This window comes from Arthrobacter sp. SPT-J7, assembly GCF_059089965.1.
The window spans coordinates 83780-100374 of record NZ_JBNHFF010000008.1 but is presented as its reverse complement, the minus strand read 5'-3'; the positions used below and the strand labels follow the sequence as shown (position 1 = coordinate 100374).

Sequence of the window (16595 nt, the reverse complement as noted above, 5' to 3'; positions counted from 1 at the left end):
CACAGCAGCCGCAGGTCGATTTCGTGCGGATGTGCGTTGGTGCAATTGGTGTTTGGTCGGCGTTCGCTGCGCACAGCAGGCTGGACGCCGGCGGGCATTAGTTAAGTGGGCCGATCCGGTACAGGTACTCGGTGTCGTGCCCGTCCGGGTAGAGCTCTGCGGTGAACAGCGGCTCGCGTGCCATCGGCGCCTCACGGCGCGACGCGAAGCTGGCGAACAGCCGGATGGAGGCCTCATTGTCCGCCGTGATAGTGGTTTCCACGCGCTCGGCCCGCACTTGCCCGGCCAAGCGGTCCAGCATCTCGGCGGCCAGCTTGCGGCCGCGGAATTCGTGGTCCACGGCGACCTGCCACACCATCAGCGTGCCCGGTTCGTCGGGGCGCATGTAGCCGGTGATGAAGCCGGCCGGCTCGCCATTCACTGTGGCCACAACGGACGTCTCGGCGAAGTCGCGGGACCACAACAGGTAGGAGTAGGACGAGTTCAGGTCCAGGACCTGTGAGTCCTTGGCCAAGCGCCACAGGGACTGCCCGTCATTCAGGGTTGGTTTACGGAATTTTGCTTTGATCCTCGGACTGGTCTGGGTTTCTGCTAGTTCTTCAACCATCACCTCCAACCTAACGAGGATCGAAGCGTTATCAACCGGCACTCCGCCGATTTGACAAGGGTTTCCGGCAGATTCGCGACCGGGTCGGCGCCGCCCGCTCCCGCCGGATCCCTTGTGCCAGTTGCCCTCCAGCGGAATCACGACGGCGGTGCCCTGCCCTCATTCTTTCGTTATCATTTCGTGACATCGGCTTGGTGACGGACTGCTCGTTCCCTGCTGAAATCGGTGTCATGGGCCCCCTGTGAGCCGTCAGGTGGACGTCGGAGCCGAGCAAAGGAAAAGCGGCTCCGACCGGTAACAACCAGTCGAAGCCGCTTTCGCGGTGGGCCCTGCGGGGATCGAACCCGCGACCCGCGGATTAAAAGTCCGATGCTCTACCAACTGAGCTAAAGGCCCGCCAGCCTGTTCCGTCCATCCTGGTGGAAACCGGGAGGTGGGCGGATTTGGCCGATTCACAGTTTATCGCAACAGCCGCCGCTCATTCGAATCCGCCGTGCCGGCGGTGGCGTTCGCCTCGCTGCGGCCTGCCTCAACCCCAACGGACCGCCTCCCTGTACCGGCGTCAGAGGCGGGAGTAAGGTCGTGGCATGAGCCCGAACAACGGAAATGACGTCCCCAGGCCGCACAAGCCGAAGCCTTTTGCCCCGTTGGATTTTGAGAACTTCGCCGGCGGCGCCGACCCGGCGCGGGTTTCCGAGGCTGCCCATCTGGCAGCCCAGGCTTTGGTGCACCGCGGCCGCGGCTCCGATGATCCCGAGGTCACCAAGCGCCTGGTCAAGCTCGCGGACCAGCAGGGGCTCGAGGCCATAGCCGAGATGTGGTCCGAAAGCCCGGCCCGGTCGCTGCCCGGTGCGCTCTGGCGGCTCTATGCCATCCGCGCCGCGGTCCAGTCCCATCCGGACAAGCTGGCGGCGTTCTTCAAGGCGGGCACCTCATCTGCGGAAGTGTCCAAGGTGATAGCGGGCGTGGCCGAGCCGCCCGGCGCGGACGAGGTGCGCGCCATGGCTGACACGATCCTGTCCGGAGCCTTCGACGGCGATTTCGACGTGGCATTGGACCGGTCCGCGGCCTTCTGCCGGATTGTCGCGCTCGGCCAGACCCATCACGCTGACTCAGCCGAGCCTGCCAACGAGAACCACGCCACCAAGCTGACGCTGAATTCGCACCGGCTGGTGAAGACCGCCGAGGACCTTGAGGCGGCGGCCGCAGCGTGGCGCCGCGGCGAACTCGACTGACGCGGCCTAACTCGACTAACGCGCCGCGGCGATCTCGACCGACGGCTGGAGCGCCGGCATGCTCGCCCACCGGGCACGATTTCGTGCCTTCGCCACTGGCTTCACCCGACCTCCGCGGAGGGCCCAAAGCACTGCGAACGGTGCCCCAACATGACGCGCGCGTGTACCACAAATAGGCCGAGTTGACACGTTTTTCCCCGGTTTTCCGCGGCTGTTGACATCGGCTCTGAGGCGTAGAAAACTGAAGGTGGTGTCGAACCGTGGCAGCCCCGGGCTCCAACTTCTAGCCGCCTCGAGCGGCCTTCCGCCGAGAGGCGCTCCCGGTTCGGCACCATTAATCATGTTCACCCAGAGGCGATAATCTAGGCACGGCGGATGCTTCCCTTCCGCCGTTCGGACCAGTGAGAAAACCGCCGGTGACATGAAGTTAAGCCTCTTCCCGCAGGACACCAAGAGCCTGGAACTGCTCGCACAGACGGCAGCAGAGCTCATGGCAGGAGTGAAGACCCTCTCCGAAATCCTCGGGGCACCTGCAGACGACTACGACAAACTCTCCGAAGAGCTGCACGACCGGGACGGCAACGTCTCCCGCCTGCGCTTCGCACTGCTCACCACCTTGCGCACCAGCTTCGTGAATCCCCTTCCGCGCGAGGACATGTTCCAGCTCTCGCTGCATCTGGTCCACACCTTCGAACACCTTGACGCCGCCGCTGAACTGATCGCCCTGAACCGGGTCAAGCGCCTGTCTGCCCGGGCCTCCGAGCAGCTGGAAGTCATCGGCCGGATGTCGGAGATGACCCGGGACGCCATGCCGCGGCTGAACTCCTTGGAGGACCTCGAGGAGTACTGCATCGAGATGGTCCGGCTGGCCAAACGCGCCGAACGCACCCACCGGGTGTGGGTGTCGGAGCTCTTGTCGGACCACAAGGGGGCCACCTTGGCCCGGCACCGCGACGTGGCCGACCAGCTGGTAGCTGCCACCAAGACCCTGCGCCAGGCGTCCCACCATGTGGGGCAGATCCTGGTCAAGGAATCGTAGGTGGAGCTTGTCCTGCTGGTGCTGGTCGTTGCTTTCGCCGGCTGCTTTGCGTTCATCAATGGCTTTCATGACGTCTCCAATGCCGTAGCAACCGCCGTGCGCACCCGCGCACTCACGCCGCGCATCGCCGTCGTTCTGGCCTCCGTCTGCAACCTGGCCGGTGCCTTGCTTTCCAGCACGCTGGCGTTGGTGATCAGTACCGGCTGGATCGGCTTGCCCGCCGGGCAGTCCGGACTGGCGATCCTGCTGGCCGGGCTGCTGAGCGCCAGTGCCTGGGGAGTGTTCACCTGGTGGCTGCGGATGCCTTCCTCGTCCACGCACGCGCTGCTCGGCGGCCTTGTGGGGGCCGGAGCGGCCTCCACCGTCCTGGGCGGCGAGAACATCAGCGCCACCGATAATCCGATCTGGGCACAACTGGTGCTGCCGTTGCTGCTGTCCCCGCTGGTGGCGTTCGTGTTGTCCTACCTGGTGATGGTGCCGCTGACCTGGCTGGCCCGGTACCGGACGCCGCGTGAAGTGGGCCGCACCACCAGATTGGCGCAGGCGGTCTTCGCGGGGACGTTCTCGCTGGGGCACGGGCTGCAGGACGGCCAGCGGACGATGGCTGTGGTGCTGCTGGCGCTGGTGGCTGCCGGCTATGCGACCGGTGAGCAGATGCCGATCTGGGTACAAGTTTTCGCGGCGATCCTGCTGGCGGTGGGCGCGCTTTTCGGCGGCTGGCGGATCGCGCACACCCTCGGTTCCCGGCTGGTCCGGATCGATCCTTTGCACGGGGCCGCCGCGCAGGGAGTCGGTTCTGCCATGCTGTTCATCGGCGCGATTGGCCTGCACATGCCGCTCTCCAGCACGCACACCATGACCTCTTCGATTCTGGGCGCCGGTGCGAGCCAGAAGCTGCATGCGGTGCGCTGGCGGGTCGCCATCCGCGTGCTGGCCACCTGGGTGCTGACCTTGGTGGCCACCTCGCTGCTCGGCGCCATCCTGCTGCTGGCCATGGATCCGGTGCTCTGAGCCGGAACAGGGAGCGCTGCAACGCCCCGGCGATCGACCAAAGGCGCTTGCGCCTGCGTGGAGATCCCGCCGCCGCTTAACCACGACGGCGGTGCCTCCCGGGCGTGGGAGGCACCGCCATCGTGCGCTGGCTGAGGAGGCTTATCCGAAGCGTCCGGAGACGTAGTCCTCGGTGGCCTTCTCCATCGGGTTGCTGAAGATCGTGGGTGTATCGCCGTATTCGATCAGCTTGCCCGGCTTGCCGGTGCCGGCGATGTTGAAGAACGCGGTCTTGTCGGACACGCGGGCCGCCTGCTGCATGTTGTGGGTCACGATCACCACTGTGTACTGCGTCTTGAGTTCCTCGATCAGGTCCTCAATGGCGAGCGTGGAGATGGGGTCGAGTGCCGAACACGGCTCGTCCATCAGGATCACCTGCGGGGAAACCGCGATGGCTCGGGCAATGCACAGGCGCTGCTGCTGGCCGCCGGAGAGGCCTGATCCGGGCTTGTTCAGCCGGTCCTTGACCTCATTCCAGAGGTTGGCGCCGGTCAGCGACTTCTCCACCAAAGCGTCGGACTCCGACTTGGAGATCCGCTTGTTGTTCAGCTTGACGCCGGCCAGCACGTTGTCGCGGATGGACATGGTGGGGAACGGGTTGGGGCGCTGGAAGACCATGCCGATCTGGCTGCGCACGGTCACCGGGTCCACGCCCTGGCCGTAGAGGTTGTCGCCGTCCAGCAGGACTTCGCCCTCCACCCGGGCGCCGGGCAGCACTTCGTGCATCCGGTTGAGCGTCCGCAGGAAGGTGGACTTGCCGCAGCCGGAGGGGCCGATGAACGCGGTCACGGACCGGGCGTCGATGTTGATGTTGACGCCCTCAACAGCGCGGAAGTTGCCGTAGTAGACGTTCAGGTCCTTGACGTCGATGCGTTTGGACATGGGGTTCCTTCTCTTTGGTTCTGGCTCAGCGGCCGGTCTTGGGGGCGAAGATGCGGGCGATCAGCCGGGCAATCAGGTTCAGCAGCATCACGAAGATGATCAGGATCAGCGCCGCCGCCCAGGCACGCTGCATGCTGGGATCCACATTGGTGGGCGAGGTCGGGTTCATCAGCTGGCGGTAAATGTAGGTTGGCAGCGTGGTCATCCAGCCGCCGAACACGTTCCAGTTGATGCTGTTGACGAAGCCGGCGGTGACCAGCAAGGGGGCGGTCTCGCCGATGATGCGGGCAATGGACAAGGTGACGCCGGAGGCAATGCCCGAAATCGCCGTCGGCACGACCACCTTCAGGATGGTTCGCCACTTGCGCACACCGAGCGCATAGGATGCCTCGCGGAGTTCGTTCGGCACGATCTTGAGCATTTCCTCGGTGGAGCGGACCACCACCGGGATCATCAGCACGGAGAGCGCGACGGCGGCCACGAACCCGGTACGGGTGCTCGGCCCGAAAACCAGGCCGAACAGCGCGGCGGCGAACAGGCCGGCGACGATCGACGGGATGCCGGTCATCACGTCCACGAAGAACGTGATGCCGCGCGAGAGCGGGCCGCCCTTGCTGTATTCGACCAGGTAGACCGCCGTGAGCAGGCCGATCGGGACCGAGATGATGGTGGCCCACATGGTGATCAGCAGTGTGCCGACAATGCCGTGGTAGGCGCCGCCGAGCACTTCGGTTCCGTTCGCGACGGTGTCGTTGTCGACCATGCCGGTCATGCCGTTCATGGAGGTGAAGACAAGGTTGTAGCTCAGTCCGGCGATGCCGTTCTGCAGCACCGTCCAGATCACCGAAATCAGCGGCACCACGGCAATAATGAACGCGGCGAAGATCAGGTTGGTGGCGAAACGGTCCTTGGCCTTGCGGGAACCCTCCACCGACAGCGTGACCACGTATCCGGCAATCACGAAGATCACGGCCGAGAAGAGTGCCCAAGAGACCAGGTTGAAGCCGGTCAGCGAGGACAGCGCCGCGCCGAGAACGAGCGAACCTCCTGCGACCGCCCAAATGGCCCAGCCGGGCATCTGGTTCTTGGTGAGTGTATTGCGCTTGGTCGGCGCGGGGGCGTCAGTGAGCAATGTGGGCATTAGTTGGCTCCCGAGAATTCCTTGTGCCGGCTAATGATCCAGCGGGCAATCATGTTCACGGCCAGGGTGATGAGGAACAGCACCAGGCCGGCGGCGATGAGTTCGGACAGCCGCAAACCGTACGCTTCCGGGAAGTTCAGCGCGATTTCCGCGGCGATGGTCTGGTTGCCCGACTTGATCAGGCTGGGGATCAGCGCGCCGCCGGACAGCACCATGGCCACCGCCATGGTTTCGCCGAGCGCGCGGCCCAGGCCCAGCATCACGGCGCTGATCACGCCGGGCCGCGCGAACGGGAAGACGGCCATCTTGATCATTTCCCAGCGGGTGGCCCCCATGGCCAGGGCGGCCTCCTCATGGAGCTTGGGCGCCTGCAGGAAGATCTCGCGGCTGAGCGAGGTGATGATCGGCAGAATCATCACGGACAGCACGATGCCGGCCGTCAGCATGGTCTTGCCGGTCTGGCTGGCCGGGCCTTCAAAGATCGGAATCCAGCCGGCGTTTTCTGCCAGCCAGGTGTAGGGCCCCACCAACGCCGGGGCCAAGACCGCGATGCCCCAAGCACCGTAGACCACCGACGGGATGGCGGCCAACAGGTCGACCACGTAACCCAGGCCGTTGGACAGCCGGCGCGGCGCGTAATGGGAGATGAACAGGGCCACGCCCACACCCACCGGGGTGGCCAACACCAAGGCAATGACTGCCGCGATCAAGGTGCCGATGACTATGGGCCAGATGTAGGCCCAAAAGCCCTTTCCGCCGGTGATCGCCGCGGCGTCCGCCCCAAACGTCGGCAGAGCCTGCCAGAGCAGGAACGCCGCCACGCAGAACAGCACAAAGAGGATCAGACACCCTGCGGCAAGCGTCAGTCCGGAAAAGACCTTGTCGCCGGCCCGGCCTTTGCCTGTCTCGGTCAATGTTTGGGACACTTCACAACCCTTCGGGTTCCTTCTGTACTTCGTCTGGCGGTTCTGCCAGTCTTGCTGGTTCGCCCCGTCCCGGCAATCTTGCCGGGGCCGGAACACGGCTGCGCCCCGCGCGTCAAATAGCGACGGCGCGGGGCCAACCGGGACTCGATAAGGACTAAGACTTCACCGAGATGGAGTCGATAGCCTTCTGGGCCTGCTCGCGCAGGGTCTCAGAAATCGGAGCGTTGCCGGCCGAATCCTGGGCGGCCTTCTGTCCTTCTTCGCTGATCACGTAGCTGCCGAAGGCCTTGACCAAGTCAGCGGTGTTCTGATCAGCATAAGTGGAGCAGTAGATGTGGTACGAAACCAGCACGATGGGGTAGGCGCCGGACTCGGTGGTGTCGCGCTTGAGGTCCAGGGACATGTCGACGTCGCTGCGGCCCTCAACCGGGGTGGCTACCTCGACGGCCTTGGAGGCTGCCTCAGCGCTGAGTTCGACGTATTCGTCGCCGACCTTGACCTTCACGGTGCCCAGCCCGCCCACCGCGGAAGCGTCCGCGTAGGTGATGGCGCCGTCAGTGGCGGTGGTGGTGGAGACCACGCCGGAGGTGCCCTGCGCGTTCTCGGCCTGCAGCTTGGCGGGCCAGTCGCCGGAAACCTCGTCGGTCCAGACATCGGCGGCGGCGGCGGACAGGTACTCCACGAAGTTCTCGGTGGTGCCGGACTCGTCGGAGCGGTGCACCACGGTGATGGCGGTATCGGGCAGCTCGACGCCCTCGTTCTGCGAGGCGATGGCCTCGTCGTTCCACTTCGTGATCTCGCCGCGGAAGACCTTTGCGATGGTCTCTGCGTCCATGTTCACCGAGTCAACGCCCTTGAGGTTGAAGGCGACGGCGATCGGCGAGACGTAGCCGGGGATGTTCATCGCGCCGTCGGGGCCACAGACTTCCTGGGCCTGCTTCCACTCTTCGTCGTCCAGGTAGGCGTCCGAGCCGGCGAACTGCACGCCGCCAGCGAGGAACGCGTCGCGACCGGCGCCGGAGCCGTCAGGCGAGTACTGCACGTTGGCTTCGGGGTTCTTCGCGGTGAAGCCGGCCATCCAGGCCTGCATCGCGGAATCCTGTGAGGAAGCGCCGGCACCGGACAGGGTGCCGGAAACGGTCGACGCGGACTCGGTGCTGCCGGCAGCTGGCTGGTTTCCGGTGGCGTTGTCCGAGCCACATGCGGTCAGTGCCAGCGCTGCAACGGAGAGGACGGCGGCCGCGCGGCCGATGCGAATTGCCTTCACGAGTATGGTCCCTTTCAGGGTGAGAACGGATCACGACGACCGGATGGTTTCCCCCGTGTCGTGCTCCTTTGACGCTATGGGCGCCACGTAAAGAATGTGCACGACTAAAGTGAACGCAAGGTGAACAAGGCCGGACCGTTTGCTAACGAACCGCGTGCAGGCCTTGCCTTCGTGAGCGGCCTCATACTAAGGACTGCGTTTGGCCGGCGGGCTCCAGCGGAGCGATTGCGGTCCGGCAGAATCTCCGATCGGCCCCGCCTAGACTGAGAGCATGAGCGCAGGCACCCGGTTAACAGAGGCCCGGTCGTTCCTGCGCAGGCGAGGCCGTGCCGGCTTCAGCCGCAGCAAGTCCTCGTTCATGCCCGCGCTGCGGATTACCTTCTGCGCCGTCGCCGCCTACGTCGTGGCCGAGAAGGTGCTGGGCCACCAGGGCCCGCTGTTCGCAGCCACCTCGTCCATCATCGCGCTCGGTTTCGCCAAAGGGCCACGGGTGCGCAAAGTGCTCGAAGTCGCCATCGGCTGCACGCTGGGCATCACCGTCGGCGACCTGCTGCTGCACTTCCTCGGCCCGGGCATCTGGCAGGCCGCCCTGGTGTTGCTAGTCTCCATCCTGCTGGCCAGGTTTCTGGACAGCGGCACCATCTTCACGACCCAGATGGCGCTGCAGTCGGTGCTGGTGGTGCTGCTGCCCGCGCCGGTTGGCGGACCTTTCACCCGCAGCCTGGATGCCGTCATCGGCGGGGCCTTCGCGCTGATCGTGACCATGCTGATTCCCGGGGACCCGCGTTCGGAACCACGCTCGCACCTGCAGAAGCTGCTGGACGAACTGTCCGGAGTGCTGCGCGAGTGCTCAGATGCCTTGGCGCAGAGCGACTCCACGAAGGCGTGGCACGCGCTGGTCCGGGCGCGGGCCAGCCAGCCGCTGATCGACGAAGTGCGCGGCAGCTTCTCCTCGGCGCGGGAGGTTGCCCGGATCTCCCTGGCCTACCGCCGCCACCGCGACGAAGTGGGGGACCTGCAGGACTCGGCCGAGATGGCCGATCTGGCCATGCGCAACAGCCGGGTTTTCTCCCGCCGCTTAACCTCGGTGATCAACCACGCGGCCATGACGGACGAAGCGATCGAAGCCTTCTCCGAAGTACTGCAAGAGACAGCCGACGCCGTCGAAATCCTGGCCGAAGGCCTCTCCGACCGCGATTCGGGAGCGCGCGAGCGCCGGCTCTCCGGGGCCAGGAACGATCTGGCCGAGATCGCCACGCGGCTGCACCCCAAGCACCTGGGCATAGCCACCATGGAAGGAGAGGGCCTGGTCTTGGTCTTCCGGCCGCTAATGGTGGATCTGCTTGAGGCCGCCGGGCTCAGCCACGACGACGCCGCGTCCTACCTGCCCAAACTCTGATTGTCTTTCGCCCCGGTTACGCTGGGTGCATGAGCACCAAGACCCGTTCCAAATCCCCTGCCTACCGCTGCGCCGAGTGCGGCTGGAGCACGGCAAAATGGGTGGGGCGCTGCGGCGAGTGCCAGGCGTGGGGAACGGTTGAGGAGGCCACCCCGGTGGCGGCCCGCACCACGGCCGCGGCGGCGGTCTCCCGGCCGGCCGAACGGATCGCCGACGTTGATGCCACGAACGCCGCCTTCCGGGCCACCGGGGTGGGCGAGCTGGACCGGGTGCTCGGCGGCGGCCTGGTGCCGGGGGCGGTCATCCTGCTGGCCGGCGAGCCCGGCATCGGCAAGTCCACGCTGCTGCTCGACGTCGCGGCGCGGGTGGCCCGGCAGGATCGAGACGTGTTGTACGTGACCGGCGAGGAGTCTGCGGCCCAGGTCAAACTGCGGGCCGAACGGATCTCCGCCGTGGCGGACAACCTCTATCTGACCGCCGAGACGGACCTGGGTATCGCGCTGGGCCATGTGGAGCAGCTGCAGCCGTCGTTGTTGATCGTCGATTCGGTTCAGACGCTCAGCAGCAGTGCCGTGGAAGGCGCTGCCGGCGGCGTGACGCAGGTGCGCGAGGTCGCGGCGTCGCTGATTAACGCCGCCAAAACCAAAGGCATGACTACCATCTTGGTGGGGCATGTGACCAAGGATGGCTCCATCGCTGGGCCGCGGCTCCTTGAACATCTGGTGGACGTGGTGTGCCAGTTCGACGGCGACCGGCATTCGCGGCTGCGGCTGGTGCGCGCGGTCAAGAACCGCTATGGCCCCACCGACGAGGTCGGCTGTTTCGATCTAACGGAGGGCGGCATCGAGGGGCTGACCGACCCGAGCGGCCTGTTCGTCTCGCGGACCAAGGACCCGGTCTCCGGCACCTGCATCACCGTCACGCTCGAAGGCCGCCGGCCGCTGGTGGCGGAGGTGCAGGCCCTGCTTGCCGAGACCTCCAACGCGCAGCCGCGGCGAGCCACCAGCGGGCTGGACTCTTCCCGGGTGGCGATGATGATGGCCGTGCTGCAGCGCCGGGCTTCCATGTCGCTGCACAAGGACGACAGCTATGTGGCGACGGTGGGCGGGGTCCGGCTGAGCGAACCGGCCACCGATCTGGCCACCGTGCTGGCCATTGCCTCCGCGAAGACCAATCAGCCATTGCCGGCGCAATTGATCGCCTTCGGCGAGGTGGGCCTGGCCGGCGAGGTGCGGCCGGTGCCGGGAATCGGACGGCGGATCCAGGAGGCCGAACGGCTCGGGTTCACGCACGCAATCGTTCCAGCTTCCCCGGATGGAACAGGCCAGGTTCCGGCCGGATTCACGGTTAAGGAAGTTCACACCGTCTCCGAAGCCCTGTCCACGCTGTTCCGCTGAACACCCGGGGAGAAGGATAGCCGGGATCCGGCATTATCATGGAGCCTGAGGCTGTCCGGACGGCGGCCCCGCTCCCATGCCCGCCTGCCTTAAGGAAACGCCCACATGGTCAAGAGCCCCGAGGACGCCCTCAAGGCGACACTGGCCCGTGTAGCTCCGGGAACCCAGCTGCGCGACGGGTTGGAACGGATCCTCCGTGGGCGCACCGGCGCGCTGATCGTGCTCGGCTATGACCAGCAGGTGGAAAGGATCAGCAGCGGCGGGTTCGACATCGGAATCGAGTTCTCGCCCACCCGGCTGCGCGAACTGGCGAAGATGGACGGCGCCATCGTCTGCGATAGGGACGCGGGGACCATCGTCAAGGCCGCCGTGCAGCTGGTCCCGGACCCGTCCATTGCCACCCAGGAATCGGGCACCCGGCACCGCACCGCCGAACGCGTCGCTATCCAGACCGGGCTGCCGGTGATTTCGGTCAGCCAGTCCATGCAGATCATCGCGCTGTACGTCGAAGGCATCCGGCATGTCCTGGAGGGCTCCGAACCGGTGCTCGCCCGCGCCAACCAGGCGCTGGCCACTCTGGAGCGTTACCGCGCCCGGCTGGACCAGGTTACCGGCTCGCTGTCCGCGCTGGAGATCGAGGCCATGGTCACCGTGCGGGACGTGGCGGTGACGCTGCAGCGGCAGGAAATGGTCCGCCGCATCTCCGACGAGATCTCCCAATACGTACTCGAGCTCGGCGTGGACGGCCGGCTGCTTTCGCTGCAGCTGGACGAGCTGACCTCGGGGCTGGGTCCGGACAGCGAAATGATTCTGCGCGATTACGCCGAAATCAAGGGCGGCATCGACGTCGACACCGCGCTCAAGACACTGCGCGGTTTCACGTCGAACGATCTGATCGATTTGGGCCGGGTGGCCAGCGTGGTCGGCATCCAGCCCGGCCAGGATTCCCTGGACGCGGTGGTCCAGCCCCGCGGCTACCGGTTGCTGGCGGGGGTCAAGTCGGTGCCGCGGGCGGTGGCTGACCGTTTGGTGGATCACTTCGGCGGCCTGCAGTCGTTGATGGCCGCCAACATCGACGATCTGATGGCCGTCGACGGCATCGGCGAGCAGCGGGCACGCGTGATCCGCGAGGGCCTGTCCCGGATTGCCGAAACCAGCCTGCTGGACCGGTTCCTTTAGGTTCCGGGGCCCAGGGACTCCGCTAGCGCAGTTCGAACACTGTTTTCTTGCTGGACTTCTTATCCAGCTTGGTGGTCAGGACGTAGGTGCCCGGCTGCGGTTTGGCCTCCACCGAGGTGCAGCCAGGCGCGGTCCGGTTCCGCTCCCAGGTAAAGCGCGCCTGCTCACTCTTGCCCGGCTCTAGGGTCATCATCAATGGCTCGGGGTCCACCTGGCAGTCCGCCGAGGAGAAAATGCGATCGTCGCCGCTGGTGACCAAAAATTCCATCGCGTCCGTACCGACGTTGACTTCGCAGGGGCTCTTGCCCTTGTTGGCCACTTCCAGAATCAGCGTGGGATTCTCCCCGCTTCCGTAAGCCGGGGCGTCGGTTTCGGCACGCACAACCACGTCCGAGTCCTCACAGCCTGCTGTGCCTGCAGTGCCTGCGGGACTGGGGGCAGGGGAGCTGGGAACTGCCGCCCCGGCCGCCTCGGCCGGGGCTTCTTCCTGTCCCGCTCCCACCAGGCTGGCAAGCCAGGAGCCGGCAGCCACGATGGCGGCGACAACCAGAACGGCCAGGGCCAGCGCTACCAGGCGCCGGCGACGGTAGACTGCAGGGCTGGGCCGCCGGACGGATGAACCCCGTCCGCGCCCGCCGGATGTGCCGCTGCCTGCCATACCTCAAGGTTAAGAGACCGCAGCGGCCCGGCCAGTCACCACCACGCCGGGCAGTACAGTATTGGTTGGTCACACCGTAGGAGTTCCATGCCCCGTCCCGACGCCGCCGCTCCGGCTTCTTCAATCAAACCGGCAGAAGCAAGCCTGCTGCACCGCCGTGTCCGCGACTGGTTTGCGGCCAGCGCCCGGGATCTGCCCTGGCGTCGCCCGGAGTGCGGCCCTTGGGGCATCCTGGTCAGCGAATTCATGCTGCAGCAGACACCTGTGGTCAGGGTGCTGCCGGTCTGGGAGCAGTGGATGCAGCGCTGGCCGCGCCCGGCCGACCTCGCCGCCGATTCGGCCGGCGAAGCAGTCCGGGCCTGGGGACGGCTGGGATACCCCCGCCGTGCGCTGCGCCTGCATGCCGCAGCTGCTGCGATCGTGGACCGGCACGGCGGCCGCGTGCCGGACGACCACGCCAGCCTGCTGGAACTCCCCGGCATCGGAACCTACACGGCAGCTGCGGTGGCATCCTTCGCCTTCGGGCTGCCGGAAACCGTGGTGGACACGAACATCCGCCGCGTGCATGCCCGGTTGGTGACCGGCGCTGCCCTCCCCGCGCCAGCTCTCAGTGCCGCCGAAATGCGTCTGGCGCAGGAATTGATGCCGGCCAGCGGCACCAAAGAATGGAACGCCGGCGCCATGGAACTTGGTGCTCTCGTTTGCACGGCGCGGTCGCCGCGGTGCGACGCCTGCCCGGTGATGGACCGCTGCGCCTGGGTGGCAGCCGGGCGTCCGGAGCCCCATTACGTCCCCAAGGGGCAGGCTTGGGCGGGCACTGACCGGCAAGTGCGCGGCGCCATGATGGCCGTCCTGCGCGAGGCGGAATCAGCCGTTCCGCGCGAGATCCTGCTGGGCACCCTTGAACTGGCGGCCCTGCCAGCCGGCTACCACACGCCCCTGGCGGCGCTTCGCGCCCTGCCGGCCGGCGAGGAACAGTTGGTCCGTGCCCTGGACGGGCTGCTGGCGGACGGGCTGGCCGTCACGGCAGGCGGCGGCATCAGCCTTCCCGGCTAACCGGACCGAGCCGGGGCGCCTCAACCGGTAGGGAGCCGTGCGTCTCCGCCGGGAGCGCGCCCGCCGGTCACAGCTTGCGGATCATCCGGGTGTTGCCCAGCGTATTGGGTTTGACCCGGGCCAGGTCGAGGAACTCGGCCACACCTTCGTCGGTTGACCGCAGCAGTTCGGAATACACGTCCGGATCCACCACCGATTGGTCGGCCATCACTTCGAAACCATGCCGGGTGAAGAAGTCCACCTCGAACGTCAGGCAGAACACGCGGCTGACGCCCAGCTCCTTGGCGGCGCGAATGAGATCGTCCAGCAAGGCGTGGCCCACTCCCCTGCCGCGCCAGTGCGCCGCGGTGGCCAGCGTGCGCACCTCGGCAATGTCCTCCCACATGACGTGCACGGCGCCACAGCCCACCACTTCGCCCTCCGGCGTCTCGGCGACCCGAAACTCCTGGATGCCTTCGAAGTACGCCACCGCTTCCTTCTCCAGCAGCACCCGCTTATCGGCCAGCGGTTTCACCAGGCGGCGGATATGCGCGACGTCGGAGGTGCGGGCGGGGCGGATCTTGAAGGCGTCGGTCACCCAGTCAGTCTAAAGCCCCAGTTCGGCCGGTAGCTCCGTCTCTTGGTCCAGCACGTGCCGGGCCAGGAAGTTGTTGACAACCGAGTACCAGATTTTGGCGTGCTGCGGTGAGAGCACCCAATGATTCTCGTCAGGGAAGTACAGGAACCGGTGCGGCGTCTCCCCGTCCTCTCCCGCGGCCAGCTGCGACCGTGACAAGAGTTCATACCAGAGCCGCAGCCCCTCGCCGATCGGTACCCGGTAGTCCTTGTCCCCGTGCACCACCAGCATCGGCGTGTTGATGTTCTGCACATGCAAATGGGGGGAGTTCTCCAGTGCCATCTCCGGGGTCATCTCCCGCTCCCAATACGGGGAGACGTCAGTTGTCGGGCCGAATTGGTCCAGTGCCCACAGGCTGGCGTGGGTGACAATGGCCCGGAATCGGTCGGTGTGCCCGGCAATCCAGTTGGCCATGTAGCCGCCGAAGGAACCGCCCATCGCGGCCGTCCGGGAGCCGTCGATGTTCTCCCGCTGCACGGCGGCGTCGGTGAGGGCCATCAGGTCTGTGTACGGCGCCTGGCCCCACTGCCCCCAGCCCCGGCGGATAAAGTCGTCCCCGTAGCCGGTGGAGAGAGCCGGATCAGGCAGCAGCACGGCATAGCCCTGGGCCACCAGTAGCCACGGGCACCAGCGCCAGCTCCACGCATTCCACGAGCCGAGCGGGCCGCCGTGCACCCACAGCAGCAGCGGAGCAGGGTTTTGCGCGGAAGCGCCGTCAGGCAGCGCCAGCCAGGCGCGTACCGGGGCCTGCGCGCCATCGGCGCCGGCCGTCGTCGTGATCTCTTCCAGCCGTCCGCCCAGTTCCGGTCGGCGCGCAGGCGCGGGCAGGACCGTGGTGTCCCCGGAGGACAGGTCGATGCGCACCGGCTCCGGCGGAAACAGGTAGGAACTGCGCAGCGCGTAGGCGAACCGTCCGTCCGGGCTGACCACGACGTCGGAGTACGCCGCATCGTCGTGCGTCAGCTTCTGCACCGAGCCGGTGCTCGCGTCGATGCAGAACAACGGAGCGCGGCCGCCGTCATCGGCTGTCACCAGCAGTCCCGACCCGTCGGGCAGCCAGGCGGCGGGGTGGGGCCAGCAGTCCCAGTCCGCAGCCAGCGGACGCAGTTCGCCGCCGGCCAGCGGGAGCAGCGCCAGGCGGACCGAAGGAATCGTATCCGGCCCGGAGACGGATTCGCAGACCACCACCACGGTTGCGTTGTCCGGGCTGACCGGACCGGGCGAGTAATCGGTGTCCGGGCTTTCCAACAGGATCCGCCTCCCGCCGGTGGCCGTGTCCACCGCGGCCAGCACGCTCCGGGCGTCTCCTCGTGGCCGCGGCTGCCGGAGGTTGATTACCAGGGTGGTGCCGTCCGGGCTGAGCTCCGCCGCGGTTTCCATCAGGGAATTGCCTGCCCAGTCCGTGATGTTGCGCAGGCTGACGTTCGGCTCGTCATCCACGGTCAAAGCCGCCGTTACTTCAACCGCGGCTTCCTGCAGGACGAAGTGCCGCTTCTCCCCCGGCCCCACGTCGTGGTCCCAGAAGCGCACCGGATACCCCGAGTGCAGGATCGCGGAGACCTTCTTGTCTTTGCGGGCGGCCCGCAGGTTCGCGTCGCCCTCTTCGCCGTCGGATCCCCTCAGGACCTGGGCATCGACCACCACAGTGTCTGCTTCGCGGGCACAGCGCACCGCGGCGACGCCGCCGGGACGCGACAGCACCACCCGGCCCTCGCCGCCGGCCGCCGGCAGGCGCCAGAGCGCCGGAACCGCTTCTTCAGCGGGATCATCGGAACCAGGGCGGGCGGAGGTGAAGTAGAGATCGCCGTTGCGGGCGAAGGCTGGCCCGGACTCGCCTCTGGAACTGCGGGTGAGCCGGCGGGCAGGGCGCTCTCCGGCGGGATCGACCTCCCAGAGCGCCGAGACGTATTCGGTGGCGGCGGAGTTCAACACGCCCACGCAGGTAACCAGCCGGCTGCCATCCGGGCTGAGTGCCAGCGACCCCAGCCGCGGCAGCGCGATGTAGCGGTCGAGGTCGCTGAACGGGGTGGCGGGAGCCTGCTCGAGGGGTGCCTCCGACCGCATATCGGAAGTAAGTGCTTCAGAACTCATGGATTCAGTAAACACTACTTGTGCCGCGGATCACAGATTACGGCACCAATCG

General features: G+C 66.6%; 15 protein-coding genes and 1 tRNA gene. 7 read left to right on the top strand and 9 right to left on the bottom strand.

Annotated features, from left to right (window positions below; genetic code table 11):
* Nucleotides 1–97 precede the first annotated feature (97 nt).
* Entirely contained in the window at nucleotides 98–607 is a 510-nt protein-coding gene (ectA, locus tag AC5RWX_RS13980; protein ID WP_493957817.1) for a diaminobutyrate acetyltransferase, read from the bottom strand.
* A gap of 323 nt (nucleotides 608–930) precedes the next feature.
* Nucleotides 931–1003, bottom strand: a tRNA-Lys gene (locus AC5RWX_RS13975).
* Nucleotides 1004–1194: 191 nt separating this feature from the next.
* On the opposite strand from AC5RWX_RS13975, the gene AC5RWX_RS13970 reads away from it, so the two are divergent.
* The 3 genes from AC5RWX_RS13970 (at nucleotide 1195) to AC5RWX_RS13960 (ending at nucleotide 3892) form a co-directional block, all read left to right on the top strand.
* Nucleotides 1195–1842: a hypothetical protein gene (locus AC5RWX_RS13970; RefSeq protein WP_493945031.1), complete on the top strand. Its 648-nt coding sequence runs from the start codon at nucleotides 1195–1197 to the stop codon at nucleotides 1840–1842.
* Nucleotides 1843–2263: 421 nt separating this feature from the next.
* Nucleotides 2264–2881, top strand: coding sequence for a nuclease PIN (locus tag AC5RWX_RS13965; RefSeq protein ID WP_493942184.1), 618 nt, complete (start codon nucleotides 2264–2266; stop codon nucleotides 2879–2881).
* Nucleotides 2882–3892, top strand: coding sequence for an inorganic phosphate transporter (locus AC5RWX_RS13960; RefSeq protein WP_493957816.1), 1011 nt, complete (start codon nucleotides 2882–2884; stop codon nucleotides 3890–3892).
* Nucleotides 3893–4033: 141 nt separating this feature from the next.
* Here the strand turns inward: AC5RWX_RS13960 and pstB are convergent, their stop codons facing one another.
* The 4 genes from pstB to pstS form a co-directional block, all read right to left on the bottom strand.
* Nucleotides 4034–4813, bottom strand: a complete 780-nt coding sequence (pstB, locus tag AC5RWX_RS13955; protein WP_493940195.1) for a phosphate ABC transporter ATP-binding protein PstB — start codon at nucleotides 4811–4813, stop codon at nucleotides 4034–4036.
* Nucleotides 4814–4838: 25 nt separating this feature from the next.
* A complete protein-coding gene (gene pstA / locus AC5RWX_RS13950) occupies nucleotides 4839–5954 on the bottom strand; it encodes a phosphate ABC transporter permease PstA (protein ID WP_493957815.1) in 1116 nt (371 codons plus the stop codon).
* The gene (gene pstC, locus AC5RWX_RS13945; RefSeq protein ID WP_493952508.1) at nucleotides 5954–6880 is read right to left on the bottom strand and encodes a phosphate ABC transporter permease subunit PstC; all 927 of its coding nucleotides are present in this window, start codon (nucleotides 6878–6880) and stop codon (nucleotides 5954–5956) included. Before pstC ends, pstA begins: the two co-directional genes overlap by 1 nt.
* Nucleotides 6881–7034: 154 nt before the next feature.
* Nucleotides 7035–8147 carry a phosphate ABC transporter substrate-binding protein PstS gene (gene pstS, locus AC5RWX_RS13940; protein ID WP_493957814.1) on the bottom strand — a complete coding sequence of 371 codons (1113 nt, stop codon included), beginning with the start codon at nucleotides 8145–8147 and terminating at the stop codon, nucleotides 7035–7037.
* A gap of 271 nt (nucleotides 8148–8418) precedes the next feature.
* Between pstS and AC5RWX_RS13935 the strand changes: the two genes are divergently transcribed.
* The 3 genes from AC5RWX_RS13935 (at nucleotide 8419) to disA (ending at nucleotide 12122) form a co-directional block, all read left to right on the top strand.
* The gene (locus AC5RWX_RS13935) at nucleotides 8419–9546 is read left to right on the top strand and encodes an FUSC family protein (protein WP_493940191.1); all 1128 of its coding nucleotides are present in this window, start codon (nucleotides 8419–8421) and stop codon (nucleotides 9544–9546) included.
* 29 nt (nucleotides 9547–9575) lie between these two features.
* Nucleotides 9576–10943 (top strand): DNA repair protein RadA, encoded by a 1368-nt coding sequence (radA, locus tag AC5RWX_RS13930; RefSeq protein ID WP_493940190.1) that lies wholly within the window; start codon nucleotides 9576–9578, stop codon nucleotides 10941–10943.
* 105 nt (nucleotides 10944–11048) lie between these two features.
* Complete coding sequence (gene disA, locus AC5RWX_RS13925; RefSeq protein ID WP_493940189.1) at nucleotides 11049–12122, top strand: DNA integrity scanning diadenylate cyclase DisA; 1074 nt, start codon at nucleotides 11049–11051, stop codon at nucleotides 12120–12122.
* A gap of 22 nt (nucleotides 12123–12144) precedes the next feature.
* Here disA and AC5RWX_RS13920 read toward each other — a convergent pair whose 3' ends face one another.
* A complete protein-coding gene (locus tag AC5RWX_RS13920; RefSeq protein WP_493957813.1) occupies nucleotides 12145–12780 on the bottom strand; it encodes a hypothetical protein in 636 nt (211 codons plus the stop codon).
* Between the two features lie 87 nt (nucleotides 12781–12867).
* Here AC5RWX_RS13920 and AC5RWX_RS13915 point away from each other — a divergent pair, with 87 nt between their 5' ends.
* Nucleotides 12868–13836, top strand: a complete 969-nt coding sequence (locus AC5RWX_RS13915; RefSeq protein ID WP_493957812.1) for an HhH-GPD family protein — start codon at nucleotides 12868–12870, stop codon at nucleotides 13834–13836.
* Between the two features lie 67 nt (nucleotides 13837–13903).
* Here the strand turns inward: AC5RWX_RS13915 and AC5RWX_RS13910 are convergent, their stop codons facing one another.
* Together AC5RWX_RS13910 and AC5RWX_RS13905 are read right to left on the bottom strand one after the other, a co-directional pair.
* Entirely contained in the window at nucleotides 13904–14413 is a 510-nt protein-coding gene (locus AC5RWX_RS13910; RefSeq protein WP_493940186.1) for an amino-acid N-acetyltransferase, read from the bottom strand.
* A 9-nt stretch (nucleotides 14414–14422) separates the two neighbouring features.
* Complete coding sequence (locus AC5RWX_RS13905) at nucleotides 14423–16543, bottom strand: S9 family peptidase (RefSeq protein ID WP_493957811.1); 2121 nt, start codon at nucleotides 16541–16543, stop codon at nucleotides 14423–14425.
* Nucleotides 16544–16595: the final 52 nt, after the last annotated feature.

Coding starts and splice junctions, on each gene's coding strand:
- ectA (WP_493957817.1), bottom strand. CDS start 607: ATGGTTGAAGAACTAGCAGAAACCCAGACCAGTCCGAGGATCAAAGCA.
- AC5RWX_RS13970 (WP_493945031.1), top strand. CDS start 1,195: ATGAGCCCGAACAACGGAAATGACGTCCCCAGGCCGCACAAGCCGAAG.
- AC5RWX_RS13965 (WP_493942184.1), top strand. CDS start 2,264: ATGAAGTTAAGCCTCTTCCCGCAGGACACCAAGAGCCTGGAACTGCTC.
- pstB (WP_493940195.1), bottom strand. CDS start 4,813: ATGTCCAAACGCATCGACGTCAAGGACCTGAACGTCTACTACGGCAAC.
- pstA (WP_493957815.1), bottom strand. CDS start 5,954: ATGCCCACATTGCTCACTGACGCCCCCGCGCCGACCAAGCGCAATACA.
- AC5RWX_RS13935 (WP_493940191.1), top strand. CDS start 8,419: ATGAGCGCAGGCACCCGGTTAACAGAGGCCCGGTCGTTCCTGCGCAGG.
- radA (WP_493940190.1), top strand. CDS start 9,576: ATGAGCACCAAGACCCGTTCCAAATCCCCTGCCTACCGCTGCGCCGAG.
- disA (WP_493940189.1), top strand. CDS start 11,049: ATGGTCAAGAGCCCCGAGGACGCCCTCAAGGCGACACTGGCCCGTGTA.
- AC5RWX_RS13920 (WP_493957813.1), bottom strand. CDS start 12,780: ATGGCAGGCAGCGGCACATCCGGCGGGCGCGGACGGGGTTCATCCGTC.
- AC5RWX_RS13915 (WP_493957812.1), top strand. CDS start 12,868: ATGCCCCGTCCCGACGCCGCCGCTCCGGCTTCTTCAATCAAACCGGCA.
- AC5RWX_RS13905 (WP_493957811.1), bottom strand. CDS start 16,543: ATGAGTTCTGAAGCACTTACTTCCGATATGCGGTCGGAGGCACCCCTC.